The 15,496-nt window shown below is 56.4% G+C and carries 11 protein-coding genes and 1 tRNA gene; 3 read left to right on the top strand and 9 right to left on the bottom strand.

The features are described from left to right. Positions 1-3: 3 nt before the first annotated feature. Entirely contained in the window at positions 4-792 is a 789-nt protein-coding gene (gene phoH, locus C1N64_RS14525; RefSeq protein ID WP_006120221.1) for a phosphate starvation-inducible protein PhoH, read from the top strand. A gap of 79 nt (positions 793-871) precedes the next feature. On the opposite strand, the gene C1N64_RS14520 is transcribed toward phoH, so the two are convergent. The 5 genes from C1N64_RS14520 to ssuD all read right to left on the bottom strand — a co-directional run bounded on the left by C1N64_RS14520 (position 872) and on the right by ssuD (position 7,799). Beyond that, positions 872-2,074, bottom strand: coding sequence for an acyl-CoA dehydrogenase family protein (locus C1N64_RS14520; RefSeq protein WP_394514905.1), 1,203 nt, complete (start codon positions 2,072-2,074; stop codon positions 872-874). Beyond that, complete coding sequence (locus C1N64_RS14515; RefSeq protein WP_058701492.1) at positions 2,067-3,521, bottom strand: MFS transporter; 1,455 nt, start codon at positions 3,519-3,521, stop codon at positions 2,067-2,069. Before C1N64_RS14515 ends, C1N64_RS14520 begins: the two co-directional genes overlap by 8 nt. A gap of 196 nt (positions 3,522-3,717) precedes the next feature. Beyond that, the gene (locus C1N64_RS14510) at positions 3,718-5,127 is read right to left on the bottom strand and encodes an LLM class flavin-dependent oxidoreductase (protein ID WP_033742023.1); all 1,410 of its coding nucleotides are present in this window, start codon (positions 5,125-5,127) and stop codon (positions 3,718-3,720) included. A 71-nt stretch (positions 5,128-5,198) separates the two neighbouring features. Then, positions 5,199-6,611, bottom strand: coding sequence for an FAD/NAD(P)-binding protein (locus C1N64_RS14505; protein ID WP_394514904.1), 1,413 nt, complete (start codon positions 6,609-6,611; stop codon positions 5,199-5,201). Positions 6,612-6,626: 15 nt separating this feature from the next. Further along, positions 6,627-7,799: an FMNH2-dependent alkanesulfonate monooxygenase gene (ssuD, locus tag C1N64_RS14500; RefSeq protein WP_039343204.1), complete on the bottom strand. Its 1,173-nt coding sequence runs from the start codon at positions 7,797-7,799 to the stop codon at positions 6,627-6,629. A gap of 274 nt (positions 7,800-8,073) precedes the next feature. Between ssuD and C1N64_RS14495 the strand changes: the two genes are divergently transcribed. Beyond that, on the top strand, positions 8,074-9,963 hold the full coding sequence (locus tag C1N64_RS14495; RefSeq protein ID WP_058707987.1) for an aliphatic sulfonate ABC transporter substrate-binding protein: 1,890 nt from the start codon (positions 8,074-8,076) through the stop codon (positions 9,961-9,963). A gap of 94 nt (positions 9,964-10,057) precedes the next feature. Then, complete coding sequence (locus tag C1N64_RS14490) at positions 10,058-11,005, top strand: sulfonate ABC transporter substrate-binding protein (RefSeq protein ID WP_289367317.1); 948 nt, start codon at positions 10,058-10,060, stop codon at positions 11,003-11,005. Between the two features lie 902 nt (positions 11,006-11,907). Here the strand turns inward: C1N64_RS14490 and C1N64_RS14485 are convergent. The 4 genes from C1N64_RS14485 to pmrA all read right to left on the bottom strand — a co-directional run bounded on the left by C1N64_RS14485 (position 11,908) and on the right by pmrA (position 14,871). Continuing rightward, positions 11,908-11,995: transfer RNA gene (locus tag C1N64_RS14485), tRNA-Ser, on the bottom strand. 197 nt (positions 11,996-12,192) lie between these two features. Further along, entirely contained in the window at positions 12,193-12,732 is a 540-nt protein-coding gene (gene msrA / locus C1N64_RS14480) for a peptide-methionine (S)-S-oxide reductase MsrA (RefSeq protein ID WP_006120229.1), read from the bottom strand. Between the two features lie 388 nt (positions 12,733-13,120). Then, entirely contained in the window at positions 13,121-14,188 is a 1,068-nt protein-coding gene (gene pmrB / locus C1N64_RS14475) for a two-component system sensor histidine kinase PmrB (protein WP_033742011.1), read from the bottom strand. Beyond that, positions 14,185-14,871 (bottom strand): two-component system response regulator PmrA, encoded by a 687-nt coding sequence (pmrA, locus tag C1N64_RS14470; protein WP_033742008.1) that lies wholly within the window; start codon positions 14,869-14,871, stop codon positions 14,185-14,187. Before pmrA ends, pmrB begins: the two co-directional genes overlap by 4 nt. Positions 14,872-15,496: the final 625 nt, after the last annotated feature.

Genomic DNA, 15,496 nt, shown 5'->3' with positions numbered 1-15,496 from the left:
ACTATGGGAAGACAGAAAGCAGTGATCAAAGCGCGTCGAGAAGCAAGACGAGTGCTTCGTAATGACTCACGCAGTCATCGTCAGCGTGAAGAAGAATCGGTCACTTCGCTGGTGCAAATGGGTGGGCTCGATGCAATTGGCATGGCACGCGATGTGCGTGACCGGGCGCCGATTGAAGCCCGAAATGAAGCTCAGGCGCATTATCTTAACGCCATAGAAACAAAACAGCTTATCTTCGCCACGGGCGAAGCGGGCTGCGGCAAAACCTGGATTAGTGCTGCGAAAGCAGCAGAGGCCCTGATTCATAAGGATATCGACAGGATTATCGTTACGCGCCCGGTGCTACAGGCGGATGAGGATCTGGGATTCCTTCCCGGTGATATCTCAGAGAAATTCGCCCCCTATTTCCGCCCGGTTTACGACATTCTGGTTAAACGTCTTGGCGCATCCTTTATGCAATATTGTCTGCGTCCGGAAATCGGCAAAGTGGAAATTGCGCCTTTTGCCTATATGCGCGGCCGCACCTTTGAAAATGCGGTAGTGATTCTGGACGAAGCGCAGAACGTGACGGCTGCGCAGATGAAAATGTTCCTGACCCGCCTTGGCGAAAATGTCACGGTGATTGTTAACGGCGATATTACCCAGTGCGATTTGCCCGCTGGGGTGCCTTCCGGTCTCGCAGACGCGCTGGCGCGTTTCGAAGAGGACGAGATGGTTGGCATTGTCCGTTTCGGCAAAGAGGATTGTGTGCGTTCCGCGCTGTGTCAGCGCACTCTGCACGCGTACAGCTAGCGTTCGATTGAGTCATGTAGCGACCAAACCCGGCTCCGGCCGGGTTTTTTTGTGTCTGAGATTCGCCGCCTGGCCGCGATCATTCACCGCTGCCGATCTGCCAGATAAAGGTCGGATCGCGCCGGTTCACTTCCCAGTCGCCGACATTTCGGCTCTTGTAGATCACCGGATTGTGGGACGCGATGGTTCGGGCATTGCGCCAGTGCCTGTCCAGCGCGTTTATCACCCGCGTATCTGACGCGCCCAGCGCATTAAATAACTCGCTGGCCGCGCGGGTAATCCATTCAACGGCGACGACCTGCGCTTTGGCGGCCTCCACTTCGGCCTGCACGTTGGCGGCGTGAATCAGGCTTTCTGCTTGCCCTTGTTGGTGCGCATCAAACGCAAGCTGGAGCGACGGCGTGGCCTGCTGCACGGCGGCATCTGTCGCCCAGACCCAACTGCTTATCTGGCCGACAACCTGCAACACCTGCACATCCTGTTTGACCTGGCGGGCATTACCGTGGCTGTAAATGCGTTTTCGTTGTGCAACGCTCCGGGACACATCCCGCACAATAGCGCGACCAATGCCGGCCAGCGTCGCGAGTAAGACATGCTGATAAAAAGCCGTCTGATAGCGAAAGCGTTCACTAAAGTCATACACATGCGCAGGCTCCACGTGCGCCTCGCGAAAGCGCGTAGTGCCGCTACCGGTCAGGCGTTGCCCAAATCCATCCCAGTCATCGTCCCGCTCAACGCTGTCCTGATGAGTGCTCACTACCGCAATCACGTCGCGCTGGTTATCGGTGCGCTTAGCGTACACATCAATCCAGTCGGCATAGAGTGTGCCGGTGCTGTAAAACTTTTCGCCCGTCAGTTGCCAACCGTGCCCGGTAGGGGAAACGGTGGTATTCACGTCTCCCAGCCTGACGCTGCCCGTTTCACTCCAGCCACTGCCGACGATGTCGCCATCAACAAAGCGGCGAAACCAGCGTTGACGGCCTTCGCTGTCAGGCTGATTGAGGCGATCCTCGACAAAGGCCATATGGGCACGCAGAGCCTTAGGCAGATTGGAATCCGCTTCTGCCAGCTCGGTGAGCAAACGAAAAAGCTGCGGCAGCGAGGCTCCCAGGCCGCCATTAGCCGTTGGGATACGCAGCGTGCCAAAGCCCGCCGCCTTAAGCCAGTTTATCGGCTCATGCAACAGTGTCCGGTCGCGTTCGCGTGCAGCGGCCCCGTCGGCGATGCGGGCAAAAACAGGACGAAAGCGTTCTGCCAGATGGGTGTAATCAGGTTCAGACATGGTGTTCTCCTTGAGCTGACGGGTCATCAATATCGTGGCGAGTCGGTTCAAAGCGCACCACAAGCAGGAAAATGATGGGGATGAGAGCGGCCAGTGACACGATCCAGAACAGGTTGGTGCCATAAGCCGCCTGCAATATCGGCAGAATGAACAGCGCCAGTGCGCTTCCTGCACCAGAGATCGAACGGCTAAACCCGACGCCGGTGGCGCGAATAGATGTGGGATAGGCGAGGGCGGGATAGATCATTAACTGCGCACCGGGTCCGAACCCTTCGGCAAACAGCCACACTCCCAGCAGCAGAATGGCAAAGACCACACCGTAAGTGGCTTCAGGATGCCCGATCAAGGCCAGTGAAATCAGGGCGATAAACTGTAGCGCAAACCCCGCGATGGCCACATGACGAGAGGGAAATTTCCAGGCCAGTCGCATGCCCAGCAGGCCGCCGGTAAAGGCGAACAGCGCATTAAGTCCCAGTGAGGCGGCAATGGTTTCGAACACGCCCGCGCCCAGAAACTGCGCCAGAATCGAGGGGAGGAAAAATGCGATAGCCGTATATTCAAAAGCGATACAGGCGTTCATCACCGCTGCCACGATAGTGCGTTCGCGATATGGCTTCTGGAACAGCACGCGGAAACTGACCGCCGGTGCGACAGGCTCGATGGCAGAGGACTTATCTTCATGTGCCTGGATGCCATAAGACTCACGCAGAATACGGACGGCACCGCGTAAATCTCCCTGATTAGCCGCCCATAAAGGCGATTCATTCATAAACTTGCTGCGCACGGCAATAATCAGCAGGGCAGGCACGGCACCAAACAACAGCGATGCCCGCCACAGCCAGTCAATGTGCTGGGCTGGCAACAGGAAGTAGAGGGCGAAGATGATGAAAAAGCAGACCGACGAGGCGGCATACCACATCGGGCACCAGGCCGCCAGTCGCGCAGCTTTGTTGCCTTTACCCGAAAACTTCGAGAATTCGGCCAGATAGGCCATGGCCACAGGCAAATCCATTCCCACACCAATGCCCATCAAAAAGCGCGCCCCGATCAGTACCCAGACATTCGGAGCCAGACCGGCAGCGAGGGCAGAAACGACGAAAAAAAGCATGTCTGCCATAAACACCGAATAGCGACCGTATTTATCGGTCAGCCAGCCGCCAGCCAGGTTGCCCACAATGGTGCCGATCATAATGGAGGAGGTGACCAGCCCGGTTAAGGTTGGCGTTAAGCTAAACGTCTTAACGACATCATCGATGCCGTAGGACAGCGTCGTGAGGTCATAGGCATCCAGAAAAACGCCGCCCAGCGCCAGAAACACGATCCAGCGCGCATAGCTGTTTTTGTCACTTTGCGTATTGATCAGTCGGGCCACATCGTTGACGGAGCGAACCGGTGTGGAAGGCGGCGAGGGGATCGCCACATCATCATCGATATTGAGAGTGCTCATGTTATCCTCGTTATTGTCTGTACAGGTGCTGCCTTTATAAGCAGTGCATACGCAGTAAACAAACAAGAAAAAGTGATAAGGAATGCTTTAATTTCAATAAGTTATTTTTTATTCTCAGGCATGAAAAAGACCGGAAACGTGGGCACGCTTCCGGTATGGGTTGGGTGAATCAGGCTAACGAAGCCGTCTCGTTATGTTATGAGGCTTCAGCAGGGACGATCAGGCCCGCTGACGAGGGCGTGCGTCGGTAGCTGGCACCAGGATGAGGATGAGTAAGGCGATCGCCCAGCCCAAAAAGCTTCTCCCGTAACGTGCCGGGCTGGTAATCCTGCTTATATACGCCGCGTTTTTGCAGTTCCGGCACCAGCAGGTTCACGACGTCAGCAAAGGTTTCATGGGTAACGGCATAAGCCAGATTAAAACCGTCAACGTCTGTTTCCTCCACCCAGCTCTGCAGTTCATCTGCCACGGTTTCGGTGCTGCCCACCAGCAACGGCCCAAAGCCGCCAATGCCTACCCAGTCGGCCATGTTTTGCACCGTCCATTCACGCTGCGGATCGGCGGTCGAGAAGCTCTCTACAACAGACTGAATCGCATCGGTATGAAGATGTTTAAACACCTGATCGGGTTGATACTGACTAAAGTCAATGCCGGTCCAGCCGGAAATCAGGGCAAGGGCACCTTCGTGGCTGACATAACGTTTGTAATCCTGCCATTTGGCCTGGGCCAGCTTATCGGTCTCGCCCACGATCACGGTTTGCATATTGAAAATGAGAATGCTGCGCGGATCGCGTCCGGCCTCCTCTGCGCGCCGACGAATATCGGCCACGGTTTTCCTGAGCAGCACCTTAGACGGCGCGGCAACAAATACGCACTCGGCATGTTGCGCGGCAAATGCCTTACCGCGGCTGGAGGCACCCGCCTGATATAACACCGGCGTGCGCTGTGGTGACGGCTCACACAGGTGAATGCCCGGCACCTGGAAAAAGGTGCCCTGATGGTTGATCGGATGGACTTTGTTCGGATCACTGAAGATATGGCGCTCCCGGTCGCGAATAACGGCGTCGTCTTCCCAGCTGCCTTCCAGCAGTTTATAAACCACCTGCAAATACTCATCTGCATAATCGTACCGGGCATCATGACGGGTTTGCGTGGCCTGGCCCAGATTGCGTGCGCCGCTTTCCAGATAGGAGGTGACGATGTTCCAGCCAATCCGCCCTTTGGTAAGATGGTCCAGCGTCGACATCCTGCGCGCAAACGGATAAGGATGCTCAAACGAAAGCGAGGCGGTCAGGCCGAAACCGAGATGCTGAGTGACCATCGCCATTGGGGTGATCAGCGCCAGCGGATCGTTAACCGGCACCTGAGAGGCACTGCGAAGGGCGGCATCATTGTTGCCGTTAAAGACATCATAAATGCCCAGTACATCGGCGATAAACAGGCCGTCAAATTTACCGCGCTCCAGCAGCACGGCTAAGTCTGTCCAGTATTCCAGGTCTTTGTACTGCCAGGAGCGATCGCGCGGATGCGCCCAAAGGCCGGGTGACTGATGACCCACGCAATTCATATCAAAGGCATTTAAGCGGATTTCACGTTGTTTAGGCATAGCAGGCTCCTGAGCGGATGCGGCACGCCGGTGCCGCCCACTTTTTAGGGGGATAATAAACAGGTAAGTGATTAGTCAGTCAGTGAAAGGGGACATCGCTCGTTTAGCGTAGCGGTTGTGAGATTTAGCAGTTGACGGGCAACCGCTTCCGCATGCATTGCCACCTGCGGCAGACCCATCAGTTCACCAAACCGACCGCGTGCCGCGGGACCGACCACATACAGATGGGAATTGCTGTGGCCCTGTGCCGTTCGCGTCTGCGACAGGGCATTGACATCAATGCCAAGCGCTAAAGGATCGGGCCGGATGACGCCGTCATCACACAACTGGCGTAGCAGGGCATCATGTTGTACCAGTTTCCCGTGCGCCGGGCCGGTGGTCACGATCACCTTATCCACCTCCCGCGTCACGACTTCGCCCGAGCGAGTTTGCAGATGCAGCCGTACCGCAGAATGGCTGGACTCTGCCGCCGTCAGCCGCGCCGCCATCACCTGCAACGATCCGTTTTCCTGCCGCGCGTTCAGCACCTGGCCTGCCTGTGGCGCAATGCGGTAGCGGTGCACATCCCACCACGGCCGCAGATGGCGCAGAAAGCGCCGTTGCTCATCCAGTGGCAGGCTCTGCCAGAGGGTCTGGCCCTGCCGACGAACCTCATCAAAGACGACCTGCCACGGAAGCCCGCGCGCCGCCGCCTGACGCATGTCCTGGCGGATGCGCCGTAACCAGCAGCGCACACCCGCTGGCCTGGCAAGGTGCCCTTCAAGCGACCAACTGAGGTCATGCTGACTGATATTGGGCCGGGGAAGTTGTCCACGGCGTGAAAACACGGTGACAGGGCCGTGGTGCCCCTGGCGATCCAGCGTGGCCACCATATCCGCCATCGTTAAACCGCTGCCCACAATGGCGATGCGCTCCTCCGGACCGACAGAGGCGAGGGCGTTCTCCTGCCAGGGATCGGCGATGATGGCGGGATGGTCAGCCAGTGCGGTTAACGCGCCAGGCAACGACGGCGCGGGATGACTGACGGCCAGGACCACAATGTCGGCGGCAAGGTGTTTGCCGGCGGCGGTGCTGACCGTGCCGTCCCGGAAAGCCACAGCGCGATCATGCAGATGCGCCAGAACGACAGGCGACTCACGTTGTGCCGCCTCGAACTGTGCATTGACCCAACGGGCAAACTGCCTGCGCTGAGGATAGACATGACCATCGTGCCAGCGCGCGGCGGGATCGCTGACATATGCATCAGAGGCGCGATACCAGCGATCAAAGCTGCCTTCTTCCTCTCCCGCCAGCTGCATGCGTGACGCGGGTACATTAAGGCGGTGAGCCGGATCGGCCGTCGAGTAGGCAACGCCCTGCGCCAGCTGCGACCGGGGTTCGATGAGCGTGACGCGCAGTCCGGCCTGGCCCAGACGACCCAGATGCACGGCCAGCGCTGTCCCGCTAAATCCACCGCCCACGATGACAATATGCTGCTCTGACATAAACCGCCTCATTTCTTAGCTGGCACTGGCGCTTTTTTCGGGACGACGATCGCCACCGATAGTTTCACCAAAGGGACCTGTATTCACGCTGCGCTGTGCTTTCCCGGCGTGCGTCGACAGCGGCAGCAGTGGCATCAGTAACTCGGCTACCCGGTGCGCTTCTTCCAGATGCGGATAGCCCGACAGAATAAAGTTATCAATGCCCAGCGCCTGGTATTCCCGAATCCGCGCTGCCACCTGCTGAGGGTTGCCGACCAGTGCAGTGCCCGCGCCGCCGCGCACCAGTCCGACGCCTGCCCATAAATTGGGGCCGATGCGTAAGCCTTCGCGTGAACCGCCGTGCAGTGCACTCATGCGCGCCTGGCCCGTCGAATCCATACGGGCAAAGATCTTCTGAGCGGATGCGATGGTTTCATCATCCAGATGAGCTATCAGTTTATCGGCTGCTGCCCAGGCTTCCTCTTCGGTTTCACGCACAATAACGTGCAGTCGAATGCCGTAGGACAACGCCCGGCCACGTTCCTGCGCCCGCTGGCGCACAACGTCCAGTTTGGCGGCAACCTGCTCAACGGGTTCGCCCCAGGTGAGATAAGTATCGACCTGACTGGCGGCCACGTCGACCGCATCGTCTGACGAACCACCAAAGTAGAGCGGTGGACCGTCGGCCTGCACAGGCGGAAACAGAATTTCAGCGCCCTCCACACGAATATGTTCACCGTGGAAGTCCACTTTCTCGCCTTTCAGCAAACGGGAATAGACCTCCAGGAACTCCCGCGTGACCTGATAGCGTTCGGCATGACTCAGGAAAATACCGTCGCCTTTATTTTCCACCGGATCGCCACCCGTCACCACATTGATCAGTAAGCGCCCGTCTGACAGACGGTCCAGCGTTGCCGCCATGCGCGCCGCCAGGCTCGGCGGCTGCAACCCCGGCCTGACCGCCACCAGATAACGCAGCTGTTTAGTGATGGGGGCCAGAGCCGCCGCCACCAGCCAGGAATCTTCACAACTTTTACCCGTGGGGATCAGTACGCCATAGAAACCCAGATTGTCTGCCGCCAGGGCGACCTGTTGCAGATAGGGCAGATCGACCGCTCTTCCGCCCTGGGTGGTCCCCAGATAACGTCCGTCACCGTGGGTGGGTAAAAACCAGAACAGATTAATGTTTTTCTCAGAGGCTTCAGGCATTAGCAGATTCCTTTATAATGATATTTTAAATTGGCAAATGAAAAGCAATCTTTCAGTTATAAAGCCGTTAGCAGAATACGTGCCAACTGCGGCCGGTCATTTTTTGCTTTGAATTTATAGCGTTATGATTTCAGCGTTCAGGTACGCGCTGTTGCACATGCAGCAGGCGTTGAACTTCAGTGCTGCATTTGCAGCACAGGGTCTCAGCCCGTGGCTCGTTTCCCTTCACGCTTAGCGTTATCGTGAGCGCTCAGTCACTTTGCAGGTATCCGCTATGGAACACGCTGGTCCCGATTTAATTGACCCGGCTTCTCTGGCCTTCAAAAGTATCCTGGATCGCCTGGCGCCCACGGACGCCACGGTGTTAATCATTGGCGAAACCGGCACCGGTAAAGAGGTGATGGCGCGCTATCTGCATCATCACAGCCCGCGCCGCCGCGCGCCCTTTGTCGCCGTGAACTGCGGCGCACTGACGGAAAGTCTTGCCGAGTCAGAACTGTTTGGGCATGAGAAGGGCGCGTTTACCGGTGCCACGGAACGTCATCGTGGCTGGTTCGAGGCGGCGCAGGGCGGCACGCTGTTGCTGGATGAGATCGGTGAACTCAGTTTGCCGCTCCAGGTAAAACTGTTGCGCGTATTGCAGGAGAGAGAGATTACCCGGGTAGGTTCATCTCAGGCGATAAAGGTAAATGTTCGGGTGCTTGCCGCCACGAACCGCGACCTGACCGGTGCGATTGCCGAACGGCGCTTCCGCGAGGATCTCTATTACCGGCTGAATGTGGCCAGCGTGGCGCTGCCGCCTCTGCGCGAGCGCCGTGAGGATATACCGGTGCTGGCCGCGTATTTTCTGCAACACTATGCGCGCCGACTGGGCCGACCTCAGCTGCGTCTGAGTGAGGAGGCGATCGCGACGTTAAGCCGGTACGCCTGGCCGGGCAATATTCGGGAGCTGGAAAACACATTACATAATGCTGTTCTGCTCAGCCAGGAAACACTTATTGGCCCCCAGCATCTGCGTCTGGGCCGCGTGACTGAGGCTGAACCGGTGCCTGAACAGGATGTGATTGATCAGTTTATCCGGCAGCAACTGCAGCACAGTGAAACGCCCCTGTATCCCAGAATTATTGAATCCTTAGTGCGCAATGCCTATGCGCTGAGTCAGGGAAATCAGCTCCAGGCTGCAGCGCTGTTGGGGATCAGCCGTCACAGCCTGCGCACCCATCTGGGCCACTGCGGCATCATTAAGCCGCGCCGCAGCAGCGCCATCGCGCCATCGCGTGTTTTGACAGACTCTGTGGTGCAGGAGCGCGAGTTGCGTATTGGTTACCAGAAGTTCGGCAATCTTGGCATTCTCAAAGCCCGTCAGCATCTTGAGCAGCAGCTGGTGGGCCAGAATGTCCGCGTGTTGTGGAGTGAATTTCCTGCGGGGCCACAGTTGCTGCATGCTCTGCGCGATCAGGAAATTGACTTTGGTACGACAGGCGAAGTTCCGCCCCTGTTTGCCCAAGCCGATCAGGGCACCATGGTCTATGTGGCCTGGGAACCGCCTGCGCCGCAAAGTGTTGCCCTGATGGTCGCCAGACACAGCGCCATCACGACGATTGCCGATCTCAAAGGCAAGCGCATTGCGGTGAATAAAGGTTCTAACGTCCATTTTTTGCTGCTGCAGATCCTCGATGAAGCAGGCCTGACGCTGGACGACGTGCGTATCGTGTATGCCCCACCGAAATATCCGTTAACCGCCAGCGACCTGAATGCGGTCGATGCCTGGATGATGTGGGACCCTTTACTGAGTGAGGCCGAACGTGGCGATCAACTGCGCGTCATTGCCGATGGCGTGGGCCGGGTCAGCAACCATCAGTTCTATCTGGCGGATCGCCAGTTTGCTACGCATTCACCCGATTTACTGCGCCTGTTGATGACCGCGCTGGAGCAGACTGGCCAGTATATCGATGCCCATCCGGCCGAGGCTGCCGGGTTACTGGCAAAGGAGTTGGGCATGTCCGACAGCGCATTACGTCAGGCGCTGGCGCGGCGTAGTCATCGAACTCAGGCGATGAACTTAGCGATTATTCGCGAGCAGCAGAGAATCGCCGATCGTTTCTATGCGCTCGGTCTGTTTCCCCGCGCCATCAACGTCCGGGACAGAGTCTGGCCGCAATGACGTTTTATGACTAAGGACAGAACTTATACGCATTAAGCCCTCAGGCACGGATTTGTTATGTTGCGCTGACAACACCTTCGTTCAGGACAGAAAAATGAGAAAAATAGTAATAAGTGCACTGATTGCGCTCGCTCAACTTGGCACCTTCGTGACAGCACAGGCGGAAGACAAACCCCAGGTCGTGAATATCGGTTTCCAGAAAGCGAATATTTTTGCGCTGCTGAAATACCGTGGCACGCTCGACAGCGAATTTAAAAAGCAGGGCATTGATGTGCGCTGGGTGGAGTTCCCGGCAGGCCCGCAGATGCTGGAAGGGCTTAACGTAGGCAGTATCGATCTGGCGGCCACCGGCGATGCGCCACCTGTCTTCGCGCAGGCGGCACAGGCCGATCTGGTCTACCTTGGCCACTCGCCGGCCAACCCGCAGACCGAGGCCATTGTGGTGCCGGCCGATTCCACGATCAAAAGTGTCAAGGATCTGAAAGGCAAGCGCGTGGCGCTGAACAAAGGATCGGATGTTAATTATCTGCTGGTGACTGCGCTGGAGCAGGCGGGGCTGACGTATAAAGATATTACGCCGGTTTATCTCCCGCCTGCCGATGCCCGGGCCGCCTTCCAGCGCAGTGCTGTCGACGCCTGGGTTATCTGGGATCCGTATCTGGCCGAAGTCGAAACCACGGCCCATGCGCGCCTGCTGAAAAATGCCGAAGGCTTAGTGCCGCATTACACCTTTTTTCTGGCCAGCCGCAAATTTGCTGATGGTCATCCCGAGACGGCGAAACAGGTGTTGAATGCGCTGAGTCAGCTGAGCGTCTGGGCAAACAGTCATCAGGCTGACGCCGCAAAAATCCTTTCCGGCTCCACGGGGTTGCCTGTACCCATCTGGCAGCGCGCGCTGGCCCGCATGCCGTTTGGGGCGGAACGTATGACGCCCAACGTGTTTAACGAACAGCAGGCGCTGGCCGATAAATTTACCCAGATCGGTCTGTTGCCAGTGAAGGTGAATGTCAGCAGCGCGACGTGGGCACGGGATAAGCAGTAACGCGTGAGCGCGAGTGCTTTAAGGGCCTGCGGGTGAACCGGCAGGCCTTTTTTATTGGGTGCGACAGAGGACGATAGAGAAGGATTCACCCGCTGCGCTCGCCCTTTGGGTGGCCTGGCGGCCCTGCAAAACGGCGTTGCCGTTTTGTCGCCCCCCGGTCGGGGGTTCTCATCCCCCTCACAGGAGAACAGGCAAAAAAAAGTCCAGAGGTGAGTCTGGACGCTTCTTCAAATCTGGCGGTGAGAGGGGGATTCACTCGCTGCGCTCGCCCTTCGGGTGGCCTGATGGCCATGCAAAACGGCGGGGCCGTTTTGTCGCCCCCGGTCTGGGGTTCTCATCCTCCTCTCAGGAGAACAGGCAAAAAAAAAGTCCAGAGGTGAGTCTGGACGCTTCTTCAAATCTGGCGGTGAGAGGGGGATTCACTCGCTGCGCTCGCCCTTCGGGTGGCCTGGCGGCCATGCAAAACGGCGTTGCCGTTTTGTCGCCCCCCGGTCGGGGGTTCTCATCCTCCTCTCAGGAGAATATGCAAAAAAAAGTCCAGAGGTGAGTCTGGACGCTTCTTCAAATCTGGCGGTGAGAGGGGGATTCACTCGCTGCGCTCGCCCTTCGGGTGGCCTGGCGGCCATGCAAAACGGCGTTGCCGTTTTGTCGCCCCCCGGTCGGGGGTTCTCATCCTCCTCTCAGGAGAATATGCAAAAAAAAGTCCAGAGGTGAGTCTGGACGCTTCTTCAAATCTGGCGGAGAGAGGGGGATTCACTCGCTGCGCTCGCCCTTCGGGTGGCCTGGCGGCCATGCAAAACGGCGTTGCCGTTTTGTCGCCCCCCGGTCGGGGGTTCTCATCCCCCTCTCAGGAGAACAGGCAAAAAAAAGTCCAGAGGTGAGTCTGGACTCTTCTTTGAATGTGGCGGTGAGAGGGGGATTCGAACCCCCGATACGTTGCCGTATACACACTTTCCAGGCGTGCTCCTTCAGCCACTCGGACACCTCACCGCAAATTGTTGCTGACCGCGCTGGGTCAACGGGGCGCTACTATAGGGAGTCGACCTGAAACGGTCAAGCACTATTTTTTTCTTTTTTTCTATTCGCTTAAGCTCTGAACGAATCGCGTTAAGGCTGCGCAAAATCGGGTTTTTTAATCACAAAACGCCCGTTTTTACGCAGTGTAAAGTCCGCTCAGCGGCAGGCGGTTACTGGGCGGTTTTAACCCGACTGGCAAAACTCTTACGCAGCTTTTGCAGTTTAGGGGGAATCACCGCCATGCAATAGCCGTTTCGCTGGCCGGCACCTTCCCAGTAGTCCTGATGATAACCTTCTGCCGGATACCAGGCCTTTAATGGCTCAATGGTTGTGACAATCGGTTTATCATGATCCTGCTGAGCGCGTGCAATCGCGGCACGGGCTTCAGCTTCCTGCTCGGGTGTTTCGGGGAAAATGGCGGAGCGATACTGAGTGCCGATGTCATTGCCCTGGCGATTAAGCTGTGTTGGATCATGCGTGGCAAAACTGATGTCCAGCAAATCGCCATAGCTGACCTTCTCAGGATCAAAGCCAATGCGAATGGCTTCTGCATGACCGGTGGCGCCACTGCAGACCTGCTCATAGGTCGGATTAGGGCGCTCGCCGCCGGTGTAACCGCTTTCGACTGACTCAACGCCAATCACGTCTTTAAAAACCGCTTCTGTACACCAGAAACAGCCGCCTGCGATTACTGCATATTCGATTGCCATAAATGTTACTCCTGTCTGGTCTGAAGGAAAGAGGTGGGGATGACGTCAGGCATTTTCAACATCTCTGAAGACGTCAGCGTAAAGAGAGCCGCGTTAAACGCCGTCTGATGTGGGGCCTTTTTGTCACACGATGCGTTTAGCGTAGCAGGGAACAGGGCAAGCGGTGGGCACCCTGTCGGGAAGGTTTAAGCCGCGACAGGGAATGTAGCGCTTAATGTTTCCTTAACACAGGGCAGCGATACTGAGGTGGATTCTACAGGAGACGCTATGAAAACCACGACTGTTACCGCCACCTCTTTCGTATCACGCCCATTCAGCGAGTACGTTGCCGTTATTCTTGCCGTCAGCGCTGTCATCAGCTTTCTGGCCTGCTGGTTTGTGAACTGAATCAGTCCACCGCGAAAAGGACCCTGGCCAGGCAACCTGAACGGTCAGGGCGATTTTCCAGCAGAAACTGTCCATGATGTAACTGCACAATCCGACTGACGATACTCAGGCCCAGCCCAATGCCACCATAGCGCGTGTCCATGCGGACAAAGGCTTTGCTTAACTCGCCGCGCCTGCTTTCATCAATGCCGTCACCTTCGTCTTCCACGATCAGCGCCGGGCCTGGTGTGTTTTCAAGCCGCACGGTGATATTGCTTTCAGATGGGCTGTAACGGTGGGCGTTTTCCACCAGATTGCGCAGAAGCATTCGTAACAGGATCGCATCGCCCTTCACCCTGAAGCTGTGCTCAACATCAAGGGTTAACGTTTGATGACGCACGGCAAGCATCGCACTCAACTCCGCTTCCATAGGCACAATCACTTCATCGATGAGGGCAACCTGCTGGTAGCTGCCTGAGGTAAACTGCTGGCCGGCACGGGTCAGCTGCAGCAACTGGGCAACATTTCCTGTCATCTGATCCAGACGATGTAATAAAGGTTGCGTATCGACGGCCTGATTTCGTTGTAGCAACTCAAGATGTAAGCGTAAACCTGCCAGCGGCGTTCGCAGCTCATGGGCCACATCGGCCGTAAACAGGCGTTCACGTTCCAGACTGTCTGTCAGACGTGCGACAAGGCGATTCACAGAGTGCGTAACAGCGTCAATCTCCTGCACCGATCCGGAAAAGGTGATAGGTTCCAGGTTTACCTCGCTCCGGTTCTCCAGTTCACGCTGCAACTGATAGAGCGGGCGGGTAATCCAGCGTACCGCCTGATAGCACAGGAGCAGCGTCAGCGTAATCATCACCAGACTGGGCAGGGCAAGACTCATCACGGCTTCGCGGACTTCTTTATGGACATGCCGGTCCATGTTGCGGTTCTGCAGATGCGCCTCAACTAAAAATTGCACCTGTTCCTGACTTTCATGCCAGAGCCAGGCCACGCTGATGAGCTGGAAAAACAGCATAATGAGGCCAATCGTGAGAAGCAGCCGAAAACGCATGGTCGTCCCGGTGCGGTCAGTATTCATGTCTCGGGCATCTCGTTATCGGTTTGGGAGGGGGACAGGGCATAGCCGAAGCCGCGAACCGTTCTGATCATGCTTTTGCCGATCTTGTCACGCAGGTTGTGGATATGCACTTCCAGCGTATTGGTCGAAGGCTCGTTATCAAAATTGTAGATATCCTGATACAGCAATTCGCGGTGCACCGGATGGCCCGCTTTGAGCATCAGGCGAGACAGAATCGAAAACTCTTTAGGGGTGAGATCAAGCAAGGCGTTATCCAGATGGATCTGGCGATGTGTCATATCCAGCGACAGGTTGCCCACCTCCACGCGCGTATCCCCCTGGTTAACATGACGTCTGATAAGGGCACGAATCCTTGCCAGCAGTTCATCCAGCGCGAAAGGCTTGATCAGATAGTCATCGGCACCTGCATCCAGCCCGGCGATGCGCTCATCAATCGTGTCACGCGCGGTAAGAATCAATACAGGCTGCATCTGCTTCTGACGGCGAAGACGCTGCAGAAAGTGCAGTCCATCCTCATCCGGCAGGCCGACATCCAGCACGATCAAACTGTAAAGCCCGCTGGCAAGATGAGCTTCCGCGGAACGGACCGTTGAAACCGCATCGCAGACATAGCCCGTGCCTTCCAGCGCCAGAACAAGACCTTGCAGCAGCAGAGCATCGTCTTCAACAATTAATATTTTCATAAGCGCTTAACAGGATACCTCTTTTGTATCAGTACCGATGACCGGACACAGCAATAGCGGGTCGCTCTTGCGTGAACTCACCTTGACAACCTTGTCCGGCAAGTGGATAAGGCAGGCCGTCCCGGTTTCGTCGGCTGTGCCTGCTTTGGGCAAACATGCCGGGATTGTTGCTGACATGACGAATGTTGTCACTCAACTTAGCTCAGCGGAAACGTTAATTAAAGATGAGATAAAGGGCTGCAAATCAGCCCCTTTTCGTCTCGCCCGGCATAATGCCTTAACCCGTAATAAGACGTTTTATCAAATGCGAAAGGGCAACATGACGGACTGACTATTAATATAAAGTCGGAATAATAAAAAATGTTATTTTATCCGGGTTGAATCATTAGTGAATGTCTCCATTATTATTGCGCTAATACATTCGCATTAACGCGCAACAATGAAAGTCAGACGGTAATAAGTGAACAGTATGGATAAGAAAGATTAGGAAAACCTTAAACAGGACCATTTATTACATTTTTATTTCTTTTTTGCGGGCGCAAAATAAGTCGGCGTGAGCAGGCCGTTAATCGCCGTTATTGCCAGCAGCAGAATTAAGCGTGACGGCTGGCACAGGAAATGCATA

Source organism: Pantoea sp. SGAir0215 (assembly GCF_043543215.1).
This window is presented reverse-complemented; position numbering and strand designations above follow the sequence as displayed.